The organism is Mycobacterium sp. E1214 (genome assembly GCF_001666755.1).
Taxonomy (GTDB): Bacteria; Actinomycetota; Actinomycetes; order Mycobacteriales; family Mycobacteriaceae; genus Mycobacterium.
Genome location: NZ_LZJC01000162.1, coordinates 80,415 through 106,150, shown reverse-complemented (window position 1 = coordinate 106,150; position 25,736 = coordinate 80,415). Strand labels below are relative to the sequence as shown.

The window sequence follows — 25,736 nt, the reverse complement described above, 5'->3', positions numbered from 1 at the left end:
CGTCTCGCTAACGCCTGCGGCTCTTCTTGCGCGGCGGCGGCAGCGCACCCTCGGCGCGCAACCGCGCCGCGTGTTCGGCCAGGGCGTCGACCAACGGTCCGACCGCGGCGGTCTCGGGCTGAACGTCGACCCGCAGACCGAATTCGGCGGCCGTCTCGGCGGTTTTCGGGCCGATGCAGGCGATGATCGTCCGCGCGTGCGGCTTGCCGGCGATGCCGACGAGATTGCGCACGGTCGAGCTGGAGGTGAAGCAGACGGCGTCGAACCCGCCGGTCTTGATCATCTCGCGCGTCTCGGCCGGCGGCGGGGCGGCCCGCACCGTCCGGTAGGCGGTGACGTCCTCGATCTCCCAGCCGCGTTCGCGCAGCCCCTCGGCCAGCGTCTCGGTGGCGATGTCGGCCCGCGGCAGCAATACCCGGTTGACCGGGTCGAAAATGCTGTCGTAGTCCGGGAAGTCGTCGAGCAGGCCCAGCGAGGACTGCTCGCCCGCGGGCACCAGCTCGGGGCTGATCCCGAAGGCACGAACCCGGTCCGCGGTCGACTCGCCCACGCAGGCGATCTTCACCCCCGAGAACGCCCGCGCATCCAACCCGAACTCGCCGAACTTCTCCCACACCGCGCGCACCGCGTTGGTGGAGGTGAACACGACCCACTGGAAGCGGCCGTCGACCAGGCCCTTGACGGCCCGCTCCATCTGGGCGGGGCTGCGCGGCGGCTCGACGGCGATGGTCGGCACCTCGATCGGCAGGGCGCCGTAAGAGGTGAGGCGCTCGCTCATCTCGCCGGCCTGGTCCTTGGTGCGGGGCACCAGCACGGTCCAGCCGTACAGCGCGCGGCTCTCCCACCAGTTCAGCTTGGCGCGGCTGGCCACCGTCTTGCCGATGGTCACCACGAGCGGCCCGGTCAACGGGCCGGCCGGGTCGGTGCCGCCCAGGACGGCGGAGTCGGTCAGGCCCTGCAGCGTCGTCTCGATGGAACGCTGCTGGCAGGTGGTGCCGTGGGCGGTCACCACGCACGGGGTCGTCTCGGCCAGTTCGTGCTCGATCAGCGTGCGCGCCGAGTCGGCCAGATGCGACGCGGTGGCCTGCAGGATCAGCGGGCCGGGGGCGGCGGCCAGCGCGTCCCAGTCCACCTGCGGGTCGCGGACGTCGGCCACGGTGTGCGACGAGCCGAGCGGCAGGCCCGCGTAGGTGGGCACGGCGTTGGTGGGGGCCAGGCCGGGCACCACCTCGATGTGCAGGTGACTTCGCGCGACCGCGTTGACCTCGGTGATGACGGCGTCGACCGTCAGCGGGTCACCGGCGACCAGCCGCACCACGTCGCAGCCCGAACGCGCCTCCGCCGTCAGCGTCTTGGCCACCTCGGCGGGGTCGCCCAGCGCGGGCCGAACGTCCGGGCCGGCGGAGATCACCGCGGGCGGCGTCGGGCCGTGCTCGGCGCCGGGCTGGTCACCGGTGTCCGGTGCGGCCGGGGCGGGGCCGGAGACCGGCGGCAAGTCCTTGCCGATCAACGCCAGCACCGCGTCGGGCACATCAGGGTCGGTGAACACCAAGGCGGCGTTCGCCAGCACCGCGGCGGCCCGCGTCGTCAGCAATCCCGGATCACCCGGACCGGAGCCCACGTACGTGATGCGGCCGGGTGTCGGCTTACGCCCTCGCGTCGTCATTGTCGCTCCCACGTAACTCGCACTTAATTCCCTCGCGTCTGGTCCTGCCGCGCTCCGCGCATCAGCTCCCGCGCCCCGAGCTCGAACAACTCCGCGGCGACCGAAAGCCCAAGCTCCCGTGCCCCTCCGGGAGAGCCGATGCCGGACGCGCGGATCACGTCGGACCCGTCCAGCGCCGCCACGCAACCGCGCAGCGACAGCTCTTCGAAGATCCGGCCGTCCTCATCGATGGACTCGACCACTTCGGCGATCGCGCCCACCGGTGCGGAGCAACCGGCCTCCAGTTCGGCCAGCAGGGTTCGCTCCGCGGTGACCGCCGCACGCGTGTCGGCGTCGTCCAACTCCGCCAGCACTGCCGCCAACCCGCTGTCTTCGGCGCGGCATTCGACGGCGAGAGCGCCCTGGGCCGGTGCGGGCAACATCTGCACCGGCTCTAGCGTCTCGGTGACATCGTCGAGGCGGCCCAGCCGGGCCAATCCGGCCCTGGCCACCACGATCGCGTCAAGATCACCACTGCTTACCCTGTTCAACCTGGTATCTAGGTTGCCTCGTAGGGGGCGGATTTCCAAACCGAGACCCAATGCCCTAAGCTGCGCAGCCCGCCGCGGCGACGAGGTGCCCACCAGCGAACCGGGCGGCAACTCTCCCAGCACCAAGCCGTCGCGGGCCACCACCGCGTCCCGGGGGTCGTTGCGCGCGGGAATGGCCGCTATCGCAAACCGCGGGTCGTCGGCGGTCGGCAGGTCCTTGTGGGAGTGCACCGCGGCGTCCACCCGGCCCGCCACCATGGCCTCACGCAGCGCGGTGGTGAAGACCCCCACGCCGAGGGTGTCGATGGGCGCCGACGAGCGGTCGCCGGCGGTGGTGATGGTGACAAGCTCGGCCGGGTGCCCGAGGTCGATCAAGGCGTCCCGCACGGTGCCGGCCTGGGTGGTGGCCAACAGGCTGCCCCGCGTGCCTATCCGGATCACGTTCCGCAATCGGCTACTCGGCCGGTTGCTGCGGGCGGCCCGCGTCGAATTCCGTTGTGAGCAACGGTAATTCGGCTGCGGCGACGGCGGCCACGGAATCGATGGCAGTTTGGTCGAGTTCGAACAGTTCACGCAGCGCCTCGGCGTAGCTGTCACCGCCGGGTGCGCTGGCGAGTTGCTTGATGCGGACGGTCGGGGCGTGCAGCAGCTTGTCCACGACGCGGCGCACGGTGCGGGCCACCTCTTCGCGCTGCGCGGTTTCCAGGCCGGGCAGCCGGTTGTCGAGCCGCAGCAGCTCCGCCTCGACCACGTCGGCGGCGCGCTGGCGCAGCGCGGTGACGGTCGGGGTCACCTCGGCCATCCGCTGCCCGGCGAGGTAGGCGGCGACCTCGGCGGCAACGATGTGGCGGGCGGCGTCCACGTCGGCGGCGGTGGCATGCGCGGACGGCTCGTGCTGGACGCGGTCGACGTCGACGACCCAGACGCCGGGCAGGCCGGCCACCGCTGGGTCGACGTCGCGGGGCATGCCCAGGTCGCAGATCACCAGGGGCGTCGCGTCGTCGCGGCGGGCCGCGGCCAACGCGTTGTGCACGTCGGCCAGCGACACCACCGGGCTCACCGCGCCGGTGCAGCTGACCACGACGTCGGCGTCGGCCAGGGCGTCCGCGAGGTGGTCCAAGGGCCACGCCTCGGCCTGCACGCCGTTCTCGCGGATCTTGTGCACCAGCCGCTGCCCACGGGACAGCGACCGATTCAGGACGTGGACGCGCCGGATGCCCGCCCGGGTCAGGTGCGCGGCCGACAGGGCGCCCATCGAGCCGGCCCCCACCACGACGGCGGTCTTGCCGGACAGCCCGCCCAGCCGGCGTTCGGCCAGGTCCAAGGCGACGGATACCACCGAGGCGCCCGCGGCGTCGATGGCGGTCTCCGAGTGGACCCGCTTGCCCACCGAGAGCGCCCGCTGCGCCAGCTCGTGCAGGACCCGGCCGACGGTCCGGTTGGTCTCGGCGGTGGCGTAGGCGCGGCGCACCTGGCCCAGCACCTGCTGCTCACCGATCACCGCCGAGTCCAGGCCGCTGGCCACCGCGAACAGGTGCTCGACGGCGGCCTCGCTGTAGCGGACGTAGGCGTGTTTCGTCAGGTCGGCCATGGACAACCCGGAGTGTTCCGACAGCACCTGCCCGATGGCCGCCAACCCGCCGTGGAACGCGTCCACCACGGCATAGACCTCGACGCGGTTGCAAGTCGACAGCACCATCGCCTCGGTCACCAGCGGCGACTGCAACACCCGGTCGACGATTTTGCCCTGATCGGACTCGTCGATGCTGAGTTGTTCCAGAACGGATACCGGCGCACTGCGGTGCGAAACCCCGAAGAGCAAGACGCTCACGGCAGCATCACCTGGCCAGCTCCCTTGCTTCCTCCAGTAACTGAACTGCTGTCCACGGTAAACGTTTATCAGCTGGGCTACCAAATAATTGACCGACGTCACTGCCCCGCTCGGGGCCGCCCGGTCAGCGGGCCAGGTCGGCGCGCAATCGCGGCTCGTCGATGTCCCAATAGCTGTGCTCGCGGCCGTCGAGCAAGACCACCGGCAGCCGGTCCCCGAACTCGGCGCGCAGCCCCGCATCGCCCGCCGCGGCCGCGGCGTCGACATCCGTCGTCGACAGCTCGAAGCCCAGCTCACCCGCCAGTGCGAGGAGCCTGGCGTGCACCCGCTCGCACAACGTGCAGCCGTCGCGGGTGAGCAACTGCACCTGCGGCCGCCCGCCGGGTTGGGTCATGGGGACCAGTGTGGCATCGGCCGGGCGCGGATGGCGTTTCCCGGCGGCGCCAGGGTGGATTGTGGGACCGCGCGAAATTGATTAGCTTCCCGCTATGAGCGCTGATGGGACGGTGCGCGTCGATCCGACCGTGTTGCAGGGGCACGCAGTCTCCGTCGGCGGCGCGGCCGAGCAGTTGATGCAGCAGCTGGCCCAGCTCGACGACCAAGTGGGGCAGGTTCTGGGCGGGTGGCAGGGCACGGCCGGGTCGGCCTACGCGTCGGCGTGGCGACAGTGGCACCAGGGAGCGCGCGAAGTGCAGGCCGGCCTGACATTGCTGGCGCACCTGGTCGGGCAAGCCAGTGAGGCGTACGAGAACAACGAGGCCCGGTCGGCGCAGGCGGAGCGGGCGGTGCGCGGTGGCTGAGCCGTTCCGAGTGGATCCGCAGGCATTGGCCGACGCCGTGCGACGGATGGCGGCGTTTCAGCGCTACGCCGAGGAGGCGATCGCCGAAATCGATTCGCGCGTAACACGCTTGCACGAGACTTGGACGGGTGAGGCGGCGGCCGCGCACGCCGAGGCGCACCAGCACTGGGCGCGCGGCGAGGCCATGATGCGCGAGGCGCTGACGCAGCTGCAGAAGGTGGCGACGACAGCGCACGACAACTACACCGGGGCGATGTCGACGAACCTGCGCATGTGGTCGTGATGCGATGGCGCCGCTGGCGTGTGATCCCGCAGCCCTAGACCGCACGGGTGCCACGGTGGTGGCCGCCGGGGTCACGATGGGTTCGGCGATCACCGACCTGGTCGCCGCGCTGTCGGGAAGCAAGGGCATGGCCGGTGACGACCCCGTGGGCGCGTCGGTGGGCCGGGCCTATGACGGCGCGGCCGGCAAGGTCATCCAGGCGATGGCCGACGCCCGCAATGGGCTGTGCAGCATCGGCGATGGCGTGCGTGTCTCGGCGCACAACTACGCCGTGGCCAACGCATCGTCGGATGTGACGGGCCGCGCGGCCGGGTTGCCGCAGCCGGAGGTGACGGGCCCGCTGATTGCCGGGGCGGTGCCGTCGGCGGTCGGTGCCGGTACGGGCGCGCCGGCCGGTTGGGGATGGGTGGAGCCCTATATCGGCATGATCTGGCCGACCGGCGATTCGGCGAAATTGCGGACGGCGGCGGGCGCTTGGACGAAGGCGTGGGTCAGCTTCGTGGCCACCGAGGTGACGTCGGGTGGCCCCGCGATGGCCGTCATCGCGGGCCAGCAGATACCCGAGGGCGACGCCATCGTCACAGCGCTGACGGAAGCCACCAAGGCCACCACCAACGTCGGGCGGCAATGTCAGACCATCGCAACCCAGCTGAATAGCTACGCCGACCACGTCGACCAGGTGCACACCGCGATTGTGGATCTGCTATCGCGCATCTGCGACCCGATGACCGGCATCAAAGAGGTCTGGGATCTGCTGACCGACGAAGACGAAGACGAAATCAAGCGCATTGCCGACGACATCAAAACGGTGGTCGACAACTTCGCGCACGAGGCCGAGGCGTTGGCCGGTGAGATCCGCAACGCCATGGCCGCGGCGGCCGCAGCGGCAAAGGACATGGCCCACTGGGCGGACAAGGAGTGGGACCACTTCCTACAGCACGTCAAAGTGGCAATGGCCCCGCTCGGTAGAGCACTAGGGGGGTTCAATGAGCATGGCCAGCAGGTGATCCATGGTTTGTATGACGTCAGCCAAATCCGCGCAATACTCGACCCGATCGGTTACGGCAAAGAAGTCGGCGGCCAAGTTGTTGGGGCGGCCGCGCTCGTCGGCTTAGGCCCGGACGGCGGACCCGGCTGGGGAGAATCGTGGCTTGAGCTCGGCAAGGAAGTCACCCACTGGGACGAGTGGAGTAAAGACCCAGCAAAGGCCCTCGGGGAATCCGCATTCGACATCTTGACGTTGCCTATCCCCGGCGGCCCGCTTTCCAAGCTGGGAAAGTTCGGTCGCGGGGCCGCCGATGCAATGAAGAAAGTGGTCAAGAAGTCGGGCGGGCCGAAATCGCCGTTAGGCGAACGTCCGGGCCAACCGACTCCCACGCAAGGGAAGCCGGGAGAACCGAACCCGAGCGAACACCCGAAGTCTCCGGGCGACGGTACGCCCTCCGATCCGAAGGCGCCGGGAGCTCAAGGCCCGGCCGGTCAGAAGCCACCCGGGTCGGAGACTCCCCCGACCGGAGGGAAGCCCGCCCCTGGGTCTGCCGATGGGCCCCTTCCGCCCAGCCCCACCGAGTCCAAGCCACCGGCTGTCGAAAAGCCGGCCACCGGTGAACCGCCCAAGTCCTCCACCACCCCACCAACGTCACCAACACCCGGTGATCCCACACCGCCACCGCACTCGCATCGAGCAGAACCGCCGCCCACCCACTCGCCCGCGGCGCCTGGTGCGCACTCCGCTGAGCCGACCCGGCCGAATGGACCGCACACCCCAGCTTCCGTTCCGAGCAACGGACCGCCACCTGAAACGGCACCGGCGCCCCACGGGGGTGAACCGCAGGACCACCAGCCGCAACCGTCCAAACCACACGTCGGCGACCCGCCCACGCCCGGCGATGGCGGGCCGCCACACGAGCCGGGTGAACACAATGCCCCACACCACGGCGACGGCAAAGACCCTCACGACGGAACGCCTTCAGAGCATCCCGCCGATGGGGACAATGCGGATCACCCCTACTTGTCGGATATGCGGCCGTGGCACCTCGCACAGTTGGCACTCGCGGAATCCCCTCAGCAGTTGATGAAAGACCTGATCGAGCATGGCTGCCCGCCAGCGATTGCCGAGTCCGCCCTTAACAGCCCGTATGCAGCGATGACCACACGAGAAATTCTCGAAAAGTTCTGGGATCCCGTTCATAACACGTGGGACTGGCCTAAAAGCGACGGATTCGCCGACGGCCATTGGCAAACCGCTGATCGGTTCCCACCAGGACTATTGGTGGACCGTATCGGAGAGATAAGCAGCCAACGAGGGGACTTCCTGGGGAGCGCAGGAGATAGTTACCCCCAACGGGGACTTGCCCCAGGATCGTCGGGAGACTACAACGTTCTTGCCGGAACAGGAAAACCATTGCCGACTGGCTGGGAACTAAGGTATGGCGAAATCGCAGAAGCGTTCGGCTGGCCAGGCCGGGGGGACGCAGTGGGTAGTATATGACACGATTAAGCAGAAGATAGTACTTATTGACACCCTACTGAAAGAGGGATACCTGCGGCGCGTGACTGAACCGAGGGGATAGCTCAAACAGTGAACGCTCATGTTGACAGGCAGTACTACGGCAACAAATACGTCGAAATAGTTCGCGAATATAACGTCTGGCGGAAAATTGCGAACTTCGTTGGAGTCGGACCCTACGACCCACCAGATTGGGACAACGGTCGACTGTACTTCAGGTCTGACTACTCCGAGAAAGCACGGAAGTGGCCGAGCTGGCCCGAACAGGGTTTCTGGGGCGCTTGGATTATCGATCCATCTCACGATAACTATTATTTCGTCACTCGCTCACTACTTCACGAACGCGAGTCGCAACGATCCGAAACAGTAGGCGCCTTTTTCTCTACTTTAGTCGACGCGGGCAAGTACATCATTCTCCAAGTCGGGGATAGCGTGAGGTATCAAGTTGGTTTAGAGACGCTTTTTGTTAAGTGGGATGAAAAGGGTCTGGATTCACGTATATTTGTCGAACCGGCCCCCCAAGAAGCGGTAGCCGCCTTACAAGAAGCTTTTCCTGAGCTGCCAGCAAGTTCGGCCGAGAAATACCTGAAGCGCTATACGGCAATAAACGCGGCCACTTCTTACGGATATGCGCTACCCTCCGATCAACCAAGGATGGAACTACTCCTGCTATCTCTTAAAGAGCTGACCGAGGCCCTGCTGGAGGGCATGCCTGAGAGCATCACCTCGCAGGTCAAGCTTTGGCGGGAGTAGGACCACCACTTAACCCCGCGCCGAAGCGTCGCCTCAGCGCAATCACCGCCTCCACCCCTGACGCCAGCGTCACACTCGGCGGCGACGGCGCCGCCCGATAGTGTTGATCCCGGCCGCTCACTGGTCACCGGGGAGGACAGCGATTTGGGAGGTGTGGCGATGACTTCCTCTGAAGCGGATGACCCGGTGAACACCGGTACCGCCGGTCGCGTCGACCCCGAATCGCTGGCCGCCGACGCCAGCGCGGCCCGCGCCATCGAGGGCATGCGCGAGACGGCGGCCGACCCGGACCGCCCGCAGCCCCCGATCGACCTGACTGCCGCCGCGTTCTTCGACGTCGACAACACCCTGGTGCAGGGCTCCTCGGCTGTGCACTTCGGCCGCGGGCTCGCCGCGCGTAATTACTTCACCTACCGCGACGTGCTCGGCTTCATCTACGCGCAGGCCAAGTTTCAGGTGCTCGGCAAGGAGAACAGCAACGACGTCGCGGCCGGCCGACGCAAGGCCCTCACCTTCATCGAGGGCCGGTCGGTCGACGAGCTGGTGGCCCTCGGCGAGGAGATCTACGAAGAAATCATCGCCGACAAGATCTGGCCCGGCACCCGCGAGCTCACCCAGATGCACCTCGACGCCGGCCAGCAGGTGTGGCTGATCACCGCCACCCCGTACGAGCTCGCCGCCACCATCGCCCGTCGGCTCGGCCTGACGGGGGCGCTGGGCACGGTGGCCGAGTCGGTCGACGGCGTGTTCACCGGCCGGCTCGTCGGCGACATCCTGCACGGCGCCGGCAAGGCGCACGCCGTGCGCTCGCTGGCCATCCGCGAGGGGCTGAACCTCAAACGCTGCACCGCCTACTCCGACAGCTTCAACGACGTCCCGATGCTGTCGCTGGTGGGCACCGCGGTCGCGATCAACCCCGACGCGCGGCTGCGTACGCTGGCCCGGGAGCGCGGCTGGGAGATTCGCGACTTCCGCACCGCGCGCAAGGCCGCGCGCATCGGCGTGCCCTCGGCTCTGGCGCTGGGAGCGGCCGGCGGCGCGTTGGCCGCTGTGGCGTCCCGGCGCCAATCGCGCTGATAGGCTGCGCCGCTGAGCGACTATTCGAGCGGAGAGTGACGACGGCATGGCAAGGTTCCAAGAGGCCGACAGCATCATCGGCAGCCATTACCGGGCGCCGGACTACTTCGAGGTGGGCCGCGAGAAGATCCGCGAGTTCGCGCTGGCCGTGAAGAACGATCACCCGACGCACTACAGCGAAGAGGACGCCGCCGCCGCCGGCTACCCGTCCGTGGTGGCGCCGCTGACGTTCCTAGCGGTCGCGGGGCGCCGGGTGCAGCTGGAGATCTTCACCAAATTCAGCATCCCCATCAACATCGCCCGGGTCATCCACCGCGACCAGAAATTCCTCTTCCATCGGCCCATCTTGGCCCACGACAAGCTGTACTTTGACACCTACTTAGACTCGGTGATTGAGTCGCACGGAACCGTGCTCGCTGAGATCCGCAGCGAGGTGACGAATGCCGACGGCGAACCGGTGGTCACCAGCATCGTCACGATGTTGGGGGAGTCCGCACATCACGAGGCCGGCACTGAGGAAACAGTTGCCGCAATTGCATCCATATCAGCCGGAAAGTAGGGTCAATTCAATGACGTCACAGGGGGATCTGGGAAACACCCAGCTCAAGCCGCCAGTCGAGGCAGTCCGCTCCCACTACGACAAGTCCAACGAGTTCTTCAAGCTGTGGCTTGATCCGTCGATGACCTACAGCTGCGCCTACTTCGACGAAAACCCCGATCCGAACAATCTGACCAAGACGCTCGAAGAGGCCCAGTACGCCAAGCGCAAGCTCGCCTTGGACAAGCTGAACCTGGAGCCGGGCATGACGCTGCTCGACATCGGCAGTGGCTGGGGTTCGACCATGCGTCATGCGGTGGCCGAGTACGACGTCGACGTCATCGGCTTGACGTTGAGCGAGAACCAGCACGCCCACTGCGTCGCCGAATTCGAGAAGATGGACAGCCCCCGCCGCAAAGAGGTGCGCATCCAGGGCTGGGAGGAGTTCGACGAGCCGGTCGACCGGATCGTGTCGCTGGGTGCGTTCGAGCACTTCGCCGACGGTGCCGGTGACGCCGGATACGAGCGCTACGCCACCTTCTTCAAGAAGTACTACGACCTGCTGCCCGACGACGGCCGCATGTTGCTGCACTCGATCGTGGTCCCGAGCCGCGAAGAGGGCAACAAGATGGGCCTCAAGGTCAACATGACCCTGCTGCGGTTCATCAGCTTCATCCTCAAGGAGATCTACCCGGGCGGGAAGCTGCCCCAGGTCGACCTGGTCGACAAGTACTCCACCGAGGCGGGCTTCAAGATCGAGCGGCACCACTTCATCGGCAAGAACTATGTGCCGACGCTGACCGCGTGGGGCGACGCCCTCGAAGCGCACAAGGACGAGGCGATCGCCCTGAAGGGCCAGGAGACCTACGACATCTACCTGAAGTACCTACGCGGCTGCTCCGACCTGTTCCGCGACGGCTACACCAACGTCTGCCAGTTCACGCTGGTCAAGTAACTCCACACCGCAAAACGCCCCGGAAGCCATTGGCGCCGGGGCGTTTTCGCGCTCGCGTCCGTTGGCCCGATAGCGAAGGCTCGCGGGCCGCGAAGCGAAGACTTTCAGCCGAAGAAGATGTTGCGCCGCCCGGCGAGCAGCCGATACAGCGTTTGCTGGATGGTCTCGCGGACCTGATCGGTCAGCTCGAAGGTGACCATCGGGTCGTCGGCGTCCGACGCGGAGTAGTCGTCGGTGTGAATCGGCTCGCCGAACGCGATGCGCCACTTCGACGGCAGCGGCACCAGGCCCAGCGGTCCGGCCAGGGGGAACAGCGGCGTGACCGGGAAATACGGCAGCCCGAACAGCCGGGCCAACAGCTTCACGTCGGTCAGCATCGGGTAGATCTCTTCCGAGCCGACGATCGAGCACGGCACGATGGGCGCCTTGGTGCGCAGCGCCGCCGTCACGAAGCCGCCCCGACCGAACCGCTGCAGCCGGTACCGGTCCTCAAATCGCTTGCCCAGCCCCTTGTAGCCCTCCGGGAAGACCGCGGTGAGCTCGCCGGCGGCGAGCAGCCGGTGCGCGTCTGTGGTGCACGCCATGGTGTGGCCCGCCTTGCGCGCCGCCTCCCCCACCACCGGCAGGTCGAACACCATGTCGGCGGCGAGCAATCGCATGTCGCGCTGCGCGGGGTGTTCGTCGTGCACGGCCACCGACAGCATCAACCCGTCGAACGGCAGCACACCGGCGTGGTTGGCGACCACCAGCGCCGCGCCCTCGGCCGGCAGATTCTCGATGCCGGTGACCTCGACCCGGAACCATGACCGGAAGAAGAGCCTGAGCAGCGGCCGCACGATCGCGCTGTTGAAGTGCGGGTCGAAGCCGAATTCGTCGACGGTGTAGTCCCCGGTGAGGCGCTGCCGGAAGAAGCCGGCCACCGCGGCGACGCGTTGCGCCAGTTCGTTGAGCGGCGCGTCCGCGGACGAGCCGCTGGCGCGGCGGTGCTCGTCGATCTCGCGGACCACCGCGGCGATCTGCTCGGCCGACGCGCGGCTGTTCGGATCGGAGAGCAACGAGGGGTGCTGGCGGGACGACTCCGCGCGCTGATCGGCCTTGCGACGCGCCGCTACCCGACCTCGATTGCTATGCAGCGGAATGACATTCGCTCTTGTTTCACCCGCCACGATACCTACCTGACCCCACCCCACGGAATTGGATTTCGGCTACCCCAGCGCTGGGCCAAGGATATGGCGCGACTCTCCAAGGAGCGTACCCGATGCGGGTCGATTATGGGAGTCAGGCTTCTGCCGCGCACATAGTCGTCGAAGGCTTCTGCCGTCGTCCATTTCGGCTGGTAGCCAAGCTCGGAACGCATTCGGCTGGTGTCCATGACGCGGCCGTAACTTAGATAATCGAATTGATCGCGACTGATTTCGTTGTAACGGTTAGCCCGTCTCAACGAATCCAGCGCCCACACGCCGAAACCCGGTACTGGCAACGGGATTCGGCCCGCTCGTCGAATTGCCTGGGACAACATGATGATTCCGTCGGCGCCGATGTTGAAAGTGCCGGCCTTGCCGACCATCGCTGCCCGCTCGAGCGCGCCCAACGCGTCCTGTTCGTGCAGCAGCTGCAGGCGCCCGTCGCGGCCGAACATCGTCGGCACCAAGGGCCCGGCGAGATAACGCGACAGCGTGGTGTCCATCGCCGGCCCGATCATGTTGGCCAGCCGCAGGATCGTCACCGCGATATCGGGACGGCGCCGCCCCAACCCGCGCGCGTAGGCCTCGATGTCGAGACTGTCCTTGGCGAAGCCGTTGCGAAACGGCCGGCGGCTGGTGCTGTCCTCCGTGAACATCACCGGATCGTGGGCGCTGGAGCCGTAGACCTCCGACGTCGACTTGAGCACGACGCGGCGCACCGAGGGCGCCTTCTGGCAGGCGGCGAACAGCTGCATCGCGCCCATCACGTTGATTTCCTTCAACGCCGCGGTGCCGCCGGAACGCGGCGCGTAGGACGCGGCGGCGGCGTGCACCACCGTGTCGACGTCGCCGTTTCGAATCACCTTGGCGATGAAGGGGTTCCGGATGTCGGCGCGCACGAACTCCGCGCGACCCATCCGGCGCAGCATGTCCTTGCTGGGGGCGATCGCGTCGACCGCGATCACCGACTTGATCGACGGGTTCTGCGCGAGCCGAGCTGTCAGATACCCGCCGAGAAAGCGACAGGCACCGGTGACCAGCACGACTTTCGGGTAGTGCGCCGCGGCAGCGGTGGTGTCGCCCGCTCCGGCGTCATCCCCACTCGTCGGATCCACCCAAACAGCCTAACGAGACAAACGGCGCGTGGGCCGCGGGCAGCGCTTACTTGCCGAGTTTTCTGCGCTGCACCCGGGTGCGACGCAGCAGCTTACGGTGCTTTTTCTTCGACATGCGCTTGCGCCGCTTCTTGATTACTGAACCCATGAACTCCGCTATCTGACCGTGGCCTACATCATCGATTGGACATCGATTGGACCCGGATACTCTACCCGGCCGCACGCATGGAACACCAAACGGGCGCCGCCCGTCGGCCGGATGACAGAAAGCTCGGCTCCGCCCGCGGGCGGACGCTGCGCTCAGCCCGCGTCGAAGTAGGACGTCTCCAGCATGTCGTGCACGGCCTTGGAGTGGACGCGGAAGGACCGTCCCACCCTGACCGCGGGCAGTTCACCGTTGTGCACCAGCCGGTACACCGTCATCTTGGAGACCCGCATCAACGCCGCCACCTCGGCGACGGTGAGGAATTGCGTCCTGCCCTGCTGGCCATCGCCGGAACCGCCGTCCCGCGTCTTGCCTGCGGAATCTCGCGCTGATGGCCCGTTCGTAGACGTCATCGCTACCCAATCGTGTCAGGCACGCGCATGCCAGCGGCTTCCCCTCCGCTGGCACCACACGTGCTTACAAAGAGGAGAATAGCGGTACTGATGGGGTTATTGGTACTGGTGGGGGACAATCAATTTCGACATCTTAAATTATTCCGATGTAATTCTTAGCTGCTCAGAGCGCGTTTTGGCGGCCCGGACGGCGGCGTCGACGGTCGCCCGCAGGCCGCCCCGTTCGAGTTCGCGCAGCGCAGCGGCGGTGGTGCCGCCCGGTGAGGTCACCGAGGCCCGCAGCTGGGTGGGCGTGGTGTCCACCCGCGGGGCGGCGCCCTGGTTGTCACCCGTGCGCTCGGCGTCCAGGCGTTCGAGCAGCATGGCCGCCGCCCCGGCCATGGTCTGGGTGGTCAAATCGGTCGCGACGTCGCGGCCGAGGCCCGCGGCGACGGCCGCGTCGATCAGGGCCTCGACCATCAGGAAGAAGTAGGCGGGTCCGGAGCCGGACAGCGCCGTGACGGTGTCCATCTGCGCCTCCGGCACGGTCAGCACGCCGCCGACGGCGTCGAACAACGCGGTGACGCCCTCGAGCTGCGGGCCGGTGACGAACCGGCCCTTGGCCAGGGCGGTCACCCCGGCACCCACGAGCGCCGCCGTGTTCGGCATGGCCCGCACCACCGGGGTCCCGGCGGGCAGTTTGGCCTCGAAGTAGGTGATCGTGATCCCGGCCGCGACGGTGACAAAGACCTGCTCGGCGGTGTCGTTCTCGGCTGCGCCGACCGCCCGGGCGATCTCGGTCATCACCGAGTCGACGTCGGCGGGCTTCACCGCGACCACGACGAAGGACGCGTTGTCCACCGCCTCGGCGACCGACGTGACGCGCACCGAGTAGGTCTCGGCCAGGTAGTCGGCGCGCTCGGGCACCCGCTCCACCACCACCAGGTCCTTGACGTGGCGGCCCGCGCGCAGCAGGCCCGACAGCAGCGCCTCCCCGATGCTGCCGCCACCGATGATCGCGATTTTCGCCATGCCGGACAGCATCGCAGACACCGGCGTTCAGCCGGCGGCAGGGACCAACGCCAGTTGCCGCGCCTGCACCACCAGGCGCCCCAGGCTGTCGACGACGATGTGGTCCTCGTCGAACCAGTCGTGCCCGATCTCGGTGCACGTCGCGATGATCCGCAGCCAGCCGTCGGCGGGCAGACCCCGCAGAAAGGCCGTCAGTTGGATCGTGGGCGCCCAACCGGTGCGTTCGACGGCAAAGGTCACCGGCGCGGACAGATCGCCGCACATCAGCGCGAACAGCGCGTCCGGGGCCACGCCGCGGGGTCGCGCCCACATCTGGATCACCGGGGGCTTGCCGTCGACGCTGGGCCCCAAGGTGGACAGCAGCGGCCGCACGTCGCAGCCCTCGCCGAGGTGCACCAACCCGGCCAGGGGATGACCGGGGCCGATCGGGGCGATGTCGTCGGGCGGTTCGGGCGCCATCAGGTCCACGACCGGGTTGGCCGACAACAGCGGCTTGGCGGGTCCGTCCGCGGGAAAGTGCTCCGGCTCGCCGAGGTTGACCACGGCGTGCACCGCCGTGCGGTCGCCCTGGGTGAGCTCGACGTCGACGACGCTGATCCGGCGGCCCTTCTTGCGGACCTTGGTCAGCAGCCGCATCGCGCCGGGGTCGGGCGCCCACAGGAAGCTCGCCGAGACGGTCACCGGCTCGAGGGCGCCACCGCCCGCTTCGCGCGCGGCATTGGCGCATAACGCCAGCATCGCGCCGCCGTGGACTTTGGGCCCGATGGTCCAGTGTTTGTTCAGCTCGGCCTCGTACACGCCGGGGCCGACCTCCCGCAACGCCATTGCGGTGGTGAAGAGGGCAGTCATGATCGGTGGGGGTGTCTCCTGGGTCGGCTCAACGCAACAGATGGGTGCGGGCGAACTGCAGCGATTCGGCGAGCATGCTTTCGCGCTCGTTGGCTGACCGCGCGCTGGACGTCGACACCTCCAGGATCACGTGGCCGGCGAACTGGCTGTTGGCCAGCATCTGGCATACCTCGACGGTCGGTTGGCTGCCGCGCCCGGGCACCAGATGCTCGTCGGCGGGCAGCCCGTTGCCGTCGCACAGGTGCAGGTGCACCAGGCCGGACCCCATCCGTCGCGCCATGTCCAGGGAATCGGTGCCCGCCGTCGCGGTGTGCGAAAGGTCCAGCGTGTAGTGCGCGTGGTTGCCGTCGAGCGGGTCGTAGGACGGCGCGAACGCCGAGATCGCCGGGCCGGGGCCGCCGCCGCGCCTGCGCATCCGCTCCAGGGACTGCCCGGACCCGAAGAACCGGTCCGCCCGAAACGGAAACATGTTCTCGACGGCGACCAGGACGCCGCTCGAGGCCTCCAACGCCGCTACTTGCTCGCTGAATCCCTCGGCGTAGCGACGCTGCCAGCGGAACGGCGGATGCACGACGACGGTCTGGGCGCCCAGCTGCTCGGCGGCGCGCACGCTGCGCTCCAGCTTCGGGATCGGGTTGGCGCCCCACACCCGCTGGGAGATCAGCAGGCAGGGCGCGTGCACGGACAACACCGGCATGCGGTAGCGCCGCGACAGCTTCTGCACGGCGTCGATGTCCTGGCTGACCGATTCGGCCCACACCATCAGCTCGACGCCGTCGTAGCCCAGCCGGGCCGCGTACTCGAAGGCCGCCTCGGCCCGCAACGGGTACACCGAAGCCGTGGACAGGCCGACTTTGATCGCTGGGCGCACTGTCTGAAGTGGTCGCTAACCCGACTGCAACGACAGCGCCAGCGGGCCGAGGGTGATCAGCGCGCCGACCGCGACCGCGATCAGTGTGCTGGCGATGTCCTCGGTTTTGCGGACCACCCGGACACCGACCACCAGGCCGAGGATCACCAGCACGGAGAGCACCAGCGCGACGATGCTGTTCCAGCGCCACAGTTGGTCGAACGCGACGAACAAGCCGGCGCCGAAGGCGACGGCCATGATCGACTGCAGCACCACCAGGGCGCCGTGCCAGAGGTTCTCCAAGCGTCCCTGCGCCGGCGGGGTCTCGGCGTCGCCGGGTGCGGGGTCGGCGTGCCCGTCCGTCAGGGGGGCGTCGCCCGGGGCCGCGCCGTCCTCGTCGAGCAGCTCCGAGTCCTCGGTCCGCAGGAAGGAACGCACGTAGGCGGAATCCTCGGACGCGGTCTCGGCCTCACGCACCTCGGAGTCCATGACGTCGACCGGGATGTCGGCGTAATGATCCAGCGGGTCGAAGCTCATCTCCTCGGCGCCCGCCGCTTGCCCGAGCGGGCCGGCGCCCGTGGCCGGGCGACCCTCGTCGGCCTGGCGGACGGGACGGGGGTAGGCGCTGCGCTCGGGGCGGGGCGTTCGTGGCGGCTGCGGCGGGGACTTGGGCCAGCGCGGCTCGGGTTCGGACCAGTAGGCGGACGCGGGCTTGTTGGCGGGCCGCGGGGCAGGGGTGGCGTCCTCGGCCGCGGGGGGTTCGGGAGCTTCCGGCGCGGCCGGCGCGCCGGTCTGGGCGGTGTCGTCGGCGCCGGGCTCGTCGAAGTCGTCGTCGCGGATCACCGGGATTTCGCCGGTGAGTTCGGCGACGGTCACCGCGTCGCTGTCACCGCGCCGACGCCGCCGGCGCCGGGTGACGGCCGGCGCGCCGATGGTTCCATTCCTGGCCAGCAATTCGGCGACCGAGATGGGCCTGGTGTTGTCGCCCTCGGCCTCGGGGTGCGGTCCGGTCATGGTTTGTCGCCTCTCGATCGGCTTCCGTTCCGATCAACTGCCTGCCCTCCAGCATCGCGCACGGACGGACCCATCAAGGCCGTTCCGTCCGCTTCGCTGTCGAGTTTGCGCAGAATGAGACCTTCCCGTAATGCCCACGGGCAAATATCGACCGATTCGATAGACAGCGCTCGCATGCTCGCCTCCGCCACCAACGCGCCCGCCACGATCTGCGGCGCCCGCTCGGCGCTCACCCCTTCCAGTTCTGCCCGGTCAGCGGTCGTCATCCTAGAGATGAAAGATATGAGTTGCCTGAGGCCGTTCGCGGTCAGCGTTCGTTTGACGCGCGGCCCGGCGGCCGACGGGGCCGCACCGGTGAGCCGCGCCAGCGAGCGGAACGTCTTCGATGTCGCCACCGCCAGGTCGGGGTGGCCCGCCTCCAGGACGCTCACGCTGGCCTCGGCCAGCTCGGCGTCCAGCCAATCCCGCAGCATCGCCACCCGGCGCCGGCCGGGCGGGTCGTCGGGCAACCATTCACGGGTCAACCGCCCGGCGCCGAGCGGCAGCGACAACGCGACCTCGGGCTCCTCGTCGACGCCGCTGGACATCTCCAGCGAGCCGCCCCCGATGTCGAGGTTGATGATGCGCCCCGCGCTCCAGCCGTACCACCGGCGCACCGCCAGGAAGGTGAACCGCGACTCGGCCACCCCGGTCAGCACCTGCAGCTCGACCCCGGTCTCCTTACGCACCCGGGCGAGCACGTCGTCGGAGTTTTCGGCGTCGCGCACCGCCGACGTGGCGAACGCCATCAGCTCCGCGCAGCCCGAGCTGTCCGCGATCTTGGCGAACTCGTCGATGGTCGAGATCAGCTTCTCGGCGCCCCGCTTGGTGAGCTTGCCGGAGCTGTCGATCGACTCCGCCAGCCGCAGCGTGGCCTTCGTGGAGCTCATCGGCGTCGGGTGCCCGCCGCGGTGGGCGTCGACCACCAGCAGATGGACCGTGTTGCTGCCCACGTCGAGCACACCCAATCGCACGACAACAACCTAACGTGGCCGTCGGAGCGCGTGCTTTTCGAGACCCGGTTTCACCGCCGTGACGAGGACCATAGGGGCCGAGTGTCAGCGAACCGGACGGCACGAATCGTGGTCTACCGTGGACTGCGTGGCGAATTCGCAACCCCGGCCGGGGGAAGAGGTCGAGCTGGACTTCGCCCGCGAATGGGTGGAGTTCTACGACCCAGACAATCCCGAGCACCTGATCGCGGCCGACCTGACCTGGCTGCTGTCGCGCTGGACCTGTGTTTTCGGCACCCCGGCCTGCCAAGGCACCGTGGCGGGCCGCCCGGACGACGGGTGCTGCTCGCACGGCGCCTTCCTCTCCGACGACGACGACCGCGCCCGCCTCGACGACGCGGTGCAGCAGCTGACCGACAGCGACTGGCAGTTCCGCGAAAAAGGTCTGGGGCGCAAGGGATACCTGGAGCTCGACGAGCACGACGGGCAACCGCAGTACCGCACCCGCAAGCACAAGGACGCCTGCATCTTCTTGAACCGTCCCGGTTTCCCCGGCGGCGTCGGCTGCGCGCTGCACAGCAAGGCCCTCAAGCTGGGGGTGCCGCCGCTGACCATGAAGCCCGACGTGTGCTGGCAGCTGCCGATCCGCCGCAGCCAGGAGTGGGTGACCCGGCCCGACGGCAGCGAGATCCTCAAGACCTGGGTCACCGAGTACGACCGCCGCGGCTGGGGCTCCGGCGGCGCCGACCTGCACTGGTACTGCACCGGCGACCCGGCCGCGCACGTCGGCGCCACGCAGGTGTGGGAGAGCCTGGCCGACGAGCTGACCGAGCTGCTGGGCAGCAAGGCCTACGCGGAGCTGGCCGCAATGTGTAAGCGGCGCAGCAAGTTAGGGCTTATCGCCGTGCACCCGGCGACGCGCATCGCCGAGTAGCCGCCGCGACGTAGGCCCGAGGTGGGCCCCGTCAGCCCTCGAGCTTGTATCCGAGGCCGCGCACGGTCACCAGGTGCACCGGGTTGGCCGGGTCGGCCTCGATCTTGGACCGCAGCCGCTTGACGTGCACGTCGAGCGTCTTGGTGTCGCCGACGTAGTCCGCGCCCCACACCCGGTCGATCAGCTGACCGCGGGTCAGCACCCGGCCGCTGTTGCGCATCAGGTACTCGAGAAGGTCGAACTCCTTGAGCGGCAACGTGATCGTGTCGCCGTTGACCGAGACGACGTGGCGTTCGACGTCCATCCGCACCGGCCCGGATTCGAGCACGCCGTCGCTGATCTCCGAATCGTCGTCGCCGCCGCGGCGCAACACCGCCCGGATCCGGGCGATCAACTCGCGTGCCGAATACGGCTTGGTCACATAGTCGTCGGCGCCCAACTCCAGCCCGACGACCTTGTCGATCTCACTGTCGCGGGCGGTCACCATGATCACCGGCACGCTGGAGCGGGCCCGCAGCTGCTTGCACACGTCGGTGCCCGACATGCCGGGCAGCATGAGGTCGAGCAGGACGATGTCGGCGCCGCCGCGGTCGAACTCGGCGAGCGCCGCCGAGCCATCGGTCACCACGGTGGCCTCAAAGCCCTCCTTGCGGAGCAGGAACGCCAGCGGGTCGGCCAGCGACTCCTCGTCCTCCACAATCAGCACACTCGTCATCGGCGCGATTCCTCCTCATCGCTGCGCCCTGCATCGTCATACGCGCGCGTCATCGGCTCAGTTCTTCCTCTCGTTGTGACCGGCCGGGCCGCACCTCGCGGCCCTGCAATTGGTCGGCCTGCTCCTCGCCGTCGTCCGACGGCAGCGCCGCCGGAATCGACAACGTGAACGTCGATCCGGTGCCCGGCTTGCTCCACACCCCGATGCTGCCGTTGTGGTTGGCGGCGACGTGCTTGACGATGGCCAGACCCAGCCCGCTGCCACCGGTGGCGCGCGACCGCGCCTTGTCGCCGCGGAAGAACCGCTCGAACACCCGCTCCTGGTCCTCGAGCGCGATCCCGATGCCGCGGTCGGTGACGGCGATCTCGATGTTCTCCCCGCGGCGGCGACGGCTGATGGACACCGGCGAGCCCGGCGGCGAATAGGCGATCGCGTTCGACACCAGGTTGGCCAGTGCCGTCACCAGCAGGGTCTCGTCGCCCAGCACCCGCAGGCCGCTGGGGGCGTCGGTACGCACTTCGATGTCGGCGTTGTCGGCACCCACCTTGTGCCGCGAAATCGCCTCGGTCACAACGCGATCGACATCAACCTCGGTGACATTGGGCAACCGCTCGGCACCCTGCAGCCGGGACAGCTCGATCAGCTCGGCCACCATGTCGCCCAGCCGGTTCGCCTCGACGAGGACCCGCTCGGCGAAGCGCCGGACGGTCTCGGAATCGTCGGCCGACGCCAGCAGGGCCTCGGCGAGCAGCGCCATGGCGCCGACGGGCGTCTTGAGCTCGTGGCTGACGTTGGCCACGAAGTCGCGCCGGGTCGCCTCCATGCGGGCGTAGTCGGACTGATCGTGGGCGAAGACCACGGCGAAGCGCCGGTCTTCCTCGCTGAGCAGCCGGGCCTGCCCGTGCACCGAGAGCCCGGAGCGCCCACCCGTGCGCTTCGCCGGCCTCAGGTCGAACTCGACGTCCACACCGCTCAGGGCCTGCTGCGCGGCCTCCCACGCGTGGTCGTCGAGTTGACGGTCGCGGACGAGGCCCAACTCCTTGGCGCGGTCGTTGAGGTAGACGACGTCGCGGTGGGAATCGACCACGGCGGCGCCCATCGGCATCAGCGCGACGATCTGCTGGAGCATCTGCGCGACCGTGATGCCGCTCCACGCGGTGTTCACCTGCTGGCGGCGCTGCGTCGCCCGGCCCGACAGCCGGATACCGGCCACCACTCCCACGGCCAGCGCCAGCACGGACACGACCCCGGCGAGCAACACCGCCGAGAACACAGTCACATAGCAAATCCTACAAATCTTCCTTAACGCCGCCCTAGCGGAGCGAGGCCAAAATCGGACAAGTCACACATTGCGCCACAGGTGTTCCGCTGCCGTTCACGCGGAGTTTGGCATCCGGGGGGCCGGTGCTCAGGAAGGGTGGTCAGCCCGGCTCACTTGCCGCCTTGGTTGGCGACGGCGGCGGCCCCGGCGGCGGCGGCCTCCGGGTCCAGGTAGCTGCCGCCCGGCAGCAACGGGCGCAGGTCGGCGTCCAGGTCATAGCGCAGCGGAATGCCGGTCGGGATGTTCAGGCCGGCGATCTCCTCGTCGGACACCTGGTCGAGGTGCTTGACCAACGCCCGCAGGGAGTTGCCGTGGGCCACGATCAGCACCGTCTTGCCGCTGCGCAGGTCGGGGACGATGACGTCGGTGAAGTACGGCAGGAACCGCACCACCACGTCGGCCAGGCACTCGGTGAGCGGGCCGCCGCCGATGTCGGCGTAGCGGGGGTCGGCGTCCTGGCTGTAGGTGCTGCCCTTCTCTATCGGCGGCGGCGGGATGTCGTAGCTGCGCCGCCAGGCCATGAACTGCTCGTCGCCGTACCGGGCCTTGGTTTCGGCCTTGTCCAAGCCCTGCAGCGCGCCGTAATGGCGCTCGTTGAGGCGCCAGCTGCGATGCACGGGGATCCACAACCGGTCGGCGGCGTCCAGGGCCAGGTGTGCGGTGGTGATGGCCCGGCGCAGCAGCGACGTGTAGAGCACGTCGGGCAGCAGGCCGTGCTCGGCCAGGAGCTGGCCGCTGCGCACCGCCTCGGCGCGCCCCTTGTCGGTCAGCCCGACGTCCACCCAGCCGGTGAAGAGGTTCAGCGAGTTCCATTCGCTTTCGCCATGGCGAAGCAGCACCAGCGTGGCAGTGTCACCCATGCACAGAGTCTCTCACGCAGCGTCTGCGGCTCGCCGAGCGTAAGCCCACTGCGGGATTCGGGCCCCAGCAGCGCGGCCAGCTTACGGTCGCGGAGCCGAGGTCGTCACCGCTAGTCCGAATCGTCGTCGATGAGATGCGCGAAGGCCTGCAGGTTCTTCAGCGACTCACCGCGCGACACCCGCCACTCCCATTCCTTCTGAATGGACGAGCGGAAACCCAACTCCAGCAACGTGTTGAAGTCGGCGTCCACCGCCTCGAGCACCTGCCCGAGCACCCGATCGAGCTCGTCGGCGTCCACCGACGCCAGCGACATGCGCCCGACCAGGTAGATGTCCCCGACGTTGTCCAACGTGTAGGCCACGCCGTAGAGCCGCCGGTTGCGCTTGAGCAGGAACCGGTAGACGCCCTCGTTGTTCTCGTCGGGCTTGCGGCACACGAACGCCTCCACCCGCACCGAATGCTCGCCGACGGTCAGGATGGTGTTGGTCTTGAGCCTGCGCTCCCCCGGCAGCTCGACCACCAGGCCGGGCAACCCGCCATGGGCCCCTTCGTGTTTCGAGTAGGTCAGCCCGCTGCCCCGCAGCGCGTCCTCGATCGTCTCGGTCACGGTCGTCGTCATGCGCCCACTCCCCTGCGCTCGGCGGTGTAGTCCCGGATGGCGCGTCGATAGCTGCCCAACAGCGCGTCGGTGGTGTGATCCCAGGAGAAGGTGGCCGCGTGCGCGGCGGCCGCGGCGCTCATCTGCGTCGCGCGCGCTGCCGGCAGGCGCAGCATCCGGTCCAGGGCCGTCGCCCACCGGTCCACGTCGTGCCCGTCCACCAGGGACCCGGTCACGCCGTCGCGCACGGCCACGGGCAACCCCCCGACCGCGGCGGCCACCACCGGCGTGCCGCACGCCTGCGCCTCCAGCGCGACCAGGCCGAACGACTCGGAGTAGCTGGGCACGGCGACCAGGTCGGCGGCGCGGAACAGGGTGGCCAGGTCGGGGCGGCTCTGCGGGGGCAGGAACGTCACCCGGTCGGTGATGCCCAGCGCCGCGGCGAGCCGGATCAGCCCGTCGGGGGCGGCCAGCCCGCTGCCCGACGGGCCACCGGCCACGACGACGCGCACCCCCGGCAGCTGCGCGGCGGCGCGCAACACGATGTCGGGCGCCTTGAGCGGCTGAATCCGGCCGACGAACGCGACCACGGGCTCATCGACGCCCAGGCCCAACGCGGCGCGCGCGGCGCGGCGGTCGCCCGCGCGGAACACCTCGAGGTCGACCCCGGGATGCACGACGTCGATGCGTCCCGGGTCCGCGTGGTGGATCGAGATCAGCTGCTTGGCCTCGTCGTCGGTGTTGACGATCAACCGGTCGGCCTCGTCGACCACCTGCTGCTCCCCGACCGTGCGCAGCGGCGGCTCCGGCGTGTCCCCGTCCGCCAGCGCGGCGTTCTTGACCGCGGCCAGCGTGTGCGCGGTGTGCACCAGCGGCACCGCCCACCGGTCGCGGGCCAGCCACCCGACCTGCCCGGACAGCCAGTAGTGGGAGTGCACGATGTCGTAATAGCCCGGCTCGTGCGACGCCTCGGCGCGCAGCACCCCTGCCGCGAACGCGCACAGCTGGGTGGGCAGGTCGTACTTGTCGAGGCCCTCGAACGGGCCGGCGACCACGTTGCGCACCAGCACCCCGGGCGCCACCCGCGCGACCGGCGGGTCGGCGGACGCGGTCGCCCTGGTGAAGATCTCGACCTCGATGCCCCGCCGCGCCAGGTGCAGCGCGGTCTGCAGGACGTAGACGTTCATGCCCCCGGCATCGCCGGTGCCGGGCTGGGCCAGCGGGGAGGTGTGCACCGCCAACACTGCGACCCGACGCGGCTCATTCAGCCGGTAGACGTCATCGTGCCGCACTCTGTCATCTTTACAGGACGATCCGCCGGTCAGACCAAGCGCGCAGGACACGGGGTCGCGTCAGGCGGACGACTCGTCCCGAGCGTCGTCACGCAGCCGGGCGTCCAGCGCGCCGGCCCGCCGCATCGCGCCCAGCGGGTCGGCGTACAGCCCGGCCAGCGAGACGGTGCCCGCGCCGGCCTCCTGCACCCGGTTGCCGAAGACGGTGACGCGGATGTCGCGCGGTCCCAGCACGGACCGCTCGGCAAAGGCCGCCTCGACGGCATCCATGGCCTCGGGGTACTCGGTGAAGCCCTGGCCGCCGACCACCAGCTCGTCGGGGTTGAGCATGTCGCGCAGCAGCGCGACCGCCTCGCCGAGGACCCGGCCGCGCTCGGCCAGCAGGTCCTTGGCCTGCTGGTTGCCCGCGCGGGCGATCCGCAACAGGTCGCTGATGCCGGCGGCGGACCCGGCGGCGCGACCGGTGGGGGCGAACGGCAGGATCCGCAGCTGGCGCGCCGCGGCCACCACGGCTTCGTCGCTCACCGTCGACTCCAGCTGCCCGGTACCCCCGAGCAGCTCCGAGTGGGCCGGCAGGGCCGCGATGGTGCCGGGGCCGCTGGTGGGGCAGTGCACCCGGCCGCCGATCACCAAGGCGTAGCCCACGGTCTCGCGGGCGTAGACGTAGAGGCTGGTCGGCGAGCTGGGCAGGAACCGCCGCATGCCGAGCAGCAGCTCGGCGCCGGCCATCGAGTCGACGTGCGAGGCCACCGACACCGGCAGGCCCAGCGCGTCGGCCAACACCGACCCCACCGGGGCCTGCCGCCAACCCAACCGCGGGTGGTCCACGTGACCGGTGGCGCTGTCGACGGTGCCGCCGATGGCGACGCCCACCCACAGCGGCCGCCGCCGGTGCCAGCGCCTGAGGTACCGCCTGGCGCTGTCGGCCAGCGACGCCAGCGCGGGCCCGGCGGGGTTGCGCGGCGTGGGCGTCTCGACGGTGTCCAGGGTCCGGCCGAACAGGTCGGTGGCCACGATGCTGGTGGTCCGCGCGCCGATGTGGATGCCCAGCGTCACGAACGGCTCGTGATTGACCTCGACGGGGACGCGGGGACGCCCGATCGCCCCGGAGACGGCCAGGTCGGCGCGCTCACGGAGCAGGCCGACCTCGAGCAGCGCGATGACCTGACGGTTGACGGTGGCGATGCTGAGCGAGGTGACGTTGGCGATGACGTCACGGCCGACGGGGCCGCGCAGCCGGACGGCGCGGAACACCGAGGCCGCCGCGGAGTCGGGGATGTGCAGCGCCGGCGGCACGATCTGCCGGCGCACCGACCGATGGGCCTTCTGGCCCGATCCCAGGGCTACCGCCCGATTAGAAGAATGGTGCGAATGAGTGAGGGTGTTCGAGCGCACGAGCGTCCTTTGTCCGAATTTGCTGGCCGGTCGTTGGCCACGTCCTGGTCTGGGTCAGGAGCGGCAAAGTGCGCAGCAACAACACGCACCCGCCGCGCAAAGACA

27 protein-coding genes are annotated in these 25,736 nt (G+C 68.9%); 8 read left to right on the top strand and 19 right to left on the bottom strand.

Features of this window, described 5'->3' with window-relative positions:
- Nucleotides 1–7: 7 nt before the first annotated feature.
- The 4 genes from A5700_RS22905 to A5700_RS22890 all read right to left on the bottom strand — a co-directional run bounded on the left by A5700_RS22905 (nt 8) and on the right by A5700_RS22890 (nt 4,421).
- Nucleotides 8–1,666, bottom strand: coding sequence for a uroporphyrinogen-III synthase (locus A5700_RS22905; protein WP_068073641.1), 1,659 nt, complete (start codon nt 1,664–1,666; stop codon nt 8–10).
- Between the two features lie 23 nt (nt 1,667–1,689).
- Nucleotides 1,690–2,637, bottom strand: a complete 948-nt coding sequence (gene hemC / locus A5700_RS22900; RefSeq protein ID WP_068073702.1) for a hydroxymethylbilane synthase — start codon at nt 2,635–2,637, stop codon at nt 1,690–1,692.
- Between the two features lie 13 nt (nt 2,638–2,650).
- Nucleotides 2,651–4,027 (bottom strand): glutamyl-tRNA reductase, encoded by a 1,377-nt coding sequence (locus A5700_RS22895; protein WP_068073639.1) that lies wholly within the window; start codon nt 4,025–4,027, stop codon nt 2,651–2,653.
- Nucleotides 4,028–4,151: 124 nt separating this feature from the next.
- Nucleotides 4,152–4,421: a glutaredoxin family protein gene (locus A5700_RS22890; protein WP_068073637.1), complete on the bottom strand. Its 270-nt coding sequence runs from the start codon at nt 4,419–4,421 to the stop codon at nt 4,152–4,154.
- 94 nt (nt 4,422–4,515) lie between these two features.
- Between A5700_RS22890 and A5700_RS22885 the strand changes: the two genes are divergently transcribed.
- The 7 genes from A5700_RS22885 to A5700_RS22855 all read left to right on the top strand — a co-directional run bounded on the left by A5700_RS22885 (nt 4,516) and on the right by A5700_RS22855 (nt 10,942).
- Entirely contained in the window at nt 4,516–4,827 is a 312-nt protein-coding gene (locus A5700_RS22885; protein WP_068073635.1) for a WXG100 family type VII secretion target, read from the top strand.
- Nucleotides 4,820–5,110: a WXG100 family type VII secretion target gene (locus tag A5700_RS22880; RefSeq protein ID WP_068073634.1), complete on the top strand. Its 291-nt coding sequence runs from the start codon at nt 4,820–4,822 to the stop codon at nt 5,108–5,110. Before A5700_RS22885 ends, A5700_RS22880 begins: the two co-directional genes overlap by 8 nt.
- Nucleotides 5,111–5,114: 4 nt before the next feature.
- Nucleotides 5,115–7,601, top strand: a complete 2,487-nt coding sequence (locus A5700_RS25670; protein ID WP_231991446.1) for a glycohydrolase toxin TNT-related protein — start codon at nt 5,115–5,117, stop codon at nt 7,599–7,601.
- A gap of 90 nt (nt 7,602–7,691) precedes the next feature.
- A complete protein-coding gene (locus A5700_RS27120; RefSeq protein ID WP_231973893.1) occupies nt 7,692–8,372 on the top strand; it encodes a hypothetical protein in 681 nt (226 codons plus the stop codon).
- 159 nt (nt 8,373–8,531) lie between these two features.
- Entirely contained in the window at nt 8,532–9,449 is a 918-nt protein-coding gene (locus A5700_RS22865; protein ID WP_068073630.1) for an HAD family phosphatase, read from the top strand.
- Between the two features lie 46 nt (nt 9,450–9,495).
- A complete protein-coding gene (locus A5700_RS22860) occupies nt 9,496–10,008 on the top strand; it encodes a MaoC family dehydratase N-terminal domain-containing protein (RefSeq protein ID WP_068073628.1) in 513 nt (170 codons plus the stop codon).
- A gap of 10 nt (nt 10,009–10,018) precedes the next feature.
- Nucleotides 10,019–10,942: a cyclopropane mycolic acid synthase family methyltransferase gene (locus tag A5700_RS22855; protein WP_068073626.1), complete on the top strand. Its 924-nt coding sequence runs from the start codon at nt 10,019–10,021 to the stop codon at nt 10,940–10,942.
- A 104-nt stretch (nt 10,943–11,046) separates the two neighbouring features.
- Here the strand turns inward: A5700_RS22855 and A5700_RS22850 are convergent, their stop codons facing one another.
- From A5700_RS22850 to A5700_RS22815, 9 genes are all read right to left on the bottom strand, one after another.
- Complete coding sequence (locus A5700_RS22850) at nt 11,047–12,132, bottom strand: lysophospholipid acyltransferase family protein (RefSeq protein WP_197502922.1); 1,086 nt, start codon at nt 12,130–12,132, stop codon at nt 11,047–11,049.
- Nucleotides 12,114–13,241, bottom strand: a complete 1,128-nt coding sequence (locus A5700_RS22845) for an SDR family oxidoreductase (RefSeq protein ID WP_068073621.1) — start codon at nt 13,239–13,241, stop codon at nt 12,114–12,116. The genes A5700_RS22850 and A5700_RS22845 overlap by 19 nt, the downstream gene beginning before the upstream one ends.
- 46 nt (nt 13,242–13,287) lie before the next feature.
- Nucleotides 13,288–13,389: a 30S ribosomal protein bS22 gene (locus A5700_RS25665; protein ID WP_003402602.1), complete on the bottom strand. Its 102-nt coding sequence runs from the start codon at nt 13,387–13,389 to the stop codon at nt 13,288–13,290.
- Nucleotides 13,390–13,541: 152 nt separating this feature from the next.
- A complete protein-coding gene (locus tag A5700_RS22840) occupies nt 13,542–13,799 on the bottom strand; it encodes a cell division/environmental response transcriptional regulator (protein WP_068073618.1) in 258 nt (85 codons plus the stop codon).
- Nucleotides 13,800–13,937: 138 nt separating this feature from the next.
- On the bottom strand, nt 13,938–14,810 hold the full coding sequence (proC, locus tag A5700_RS22835) for a pyrroline-5-carboxylate reductase (RefSeq protein ID WP_197502921.1): 873 nt from the start codon (nt 14,808–14,810) through the stop codon (nt 13,938–13,940).
- Between the two features lie 27 nt (nt 14,811–14,837).
- Complete coding sequence (locus A5700_RS22830; RefSeq protein ID WP_068073612.1) at nt 14,838–15,659, bottom strand: thioesterase family protein; 822 nt, start codon at nt 15,657–15,659, stop codon at nt 14,838–14,840.
- 28 nt (nt 15,660–15,687) lie between these two features.
- Entirely contained in the window at nt 15,688–16,530 is an 843-nt protein-coding gene (locus A5700_RS22825) for a sugar phosphate isomerase/epimerase (RefSeq protein ID WP_068073610.1), read from the bottom strand.
- Between the two features lie 15 nt (nt 16,531–16,545).
- Nucleotides 16,546–17,523 (bottom strand): hypothetical protein, encoded by a 978-nt coding sequence (locus A5700_RS22820; RefSeq protein ID WP_068073608.1) that lies wholly within the window; start codon nt 17,521–17,523, stop codon nt 16,546–16,548.
- A complete protein-coding gene (locus A5700_RS22815; RefSeq protein ID WP_068073606.1) occupies nt 17,520–18,536 on the bottom strand; it encodes a Ppx/GppA family phosphatase in 1,017 nt (338 codons plus the stop codon). Before A5700_RS22815 ends, A5700_RS22820 begins: the two co-directional genes overlap by 4 nt.
- Nucleotides 18,537–18,654: 118 nt before the next feature.
- Here A5700_RS22815 and A5700_RS22810 point away from each other — a divergent pair, with 118 nt between their 5' ends.
- Complete coding sequence (locus tag A5700_RS22810; RefSeq protein ID WP_068073604.1) at nt 18,655–19,449, top strand: hypothetical protein; 795 nt, start codon at nt 18,655–18,657, stop codon at nt 19,447–19,449.
- 31 nt (nt 19,450–19,480) lie between these two features.
- On the opposite strand, the gene regX is transcribed toward A5700_RS22810, so the two are convergent.
- The 6 genes from regX to A5700_RS22780 form a co-directional block, all read right to left on the bottom strand.
- Nucleotides 19,481–20,164, bottom strand: a complete 684-nt coding sequence (gene regX / locus A5700_RS22805; RefSeq protein ID WP_007768263.1) for a two-component sensory transduction protein RegX — start codon at nt 20,162–20,164, stop codon at nt 19,481–19,483.
- Between the two features lie 49 nt (nt 20,165–20,213).
- The gene (locus tag A5700_RS22800; protein WP_156671383.1) at nt 20,214–21,443 is read right to left on the bottom strand and encodes a cell wall metabolism sensor histidine kinase WalK; all 1,230 of its coding nucleotides are present in this window, start codon (nt 21,441–21,443) and stop codon (nt 20,214–20,216) included.
- A 152-nt stretch (nt 21,444–21,595) separates the two neighbouring features.
- Entirely contained in the window at nt 21,596–22,345 is a 750-nt protein-coding gene (locus tag A5700_RS22795; RefSeq protein ID WP_068073601.1) for a phosphoglyceromutase, read from the bottom strand.
- A 110-nt stretch (nt 22,346–22,455) separates the two neighbouring features.
- Nucleotides 22,456–22,965, bottom strand: coding sequence for a YbjN domain-containing protein (locus A5700_RS22790; RefSeq protein ID WP_068073599.1), 510 nt, complete (start codon nt 22,963–22,965; stop codon nt 22,456–22,458).
- Nucleotides 22,962–24,236, bottom strand: coding sequence for a D-inositol-3-phosphate glycosyltransferase (gene mshA, locus A5700_RS22785; RefSeq protein WP_068073597.1), 1,275 nt, complete (start codon nt 24,234–24,236; stop codon nt 22,962–22,964). The genes A5700_RS22790 and mshA overlap by 4 nt, the downstream gene beginning before the upstream one ends.
- Before the next feature lie 60 nt (nt 24,237–24,296).
- Complete coding sequence (locus A5700_RS22780) at nt 24,297–25,577, bottom strand: ROK family protein (protein WP_369828301.1); 1,281 nt, start codon at nt 25,575–25,577, stop codon at nt 24,297–24,299.
- Nucleotides 25,578–25,736 lie beyond the last annotated feature (159 nt).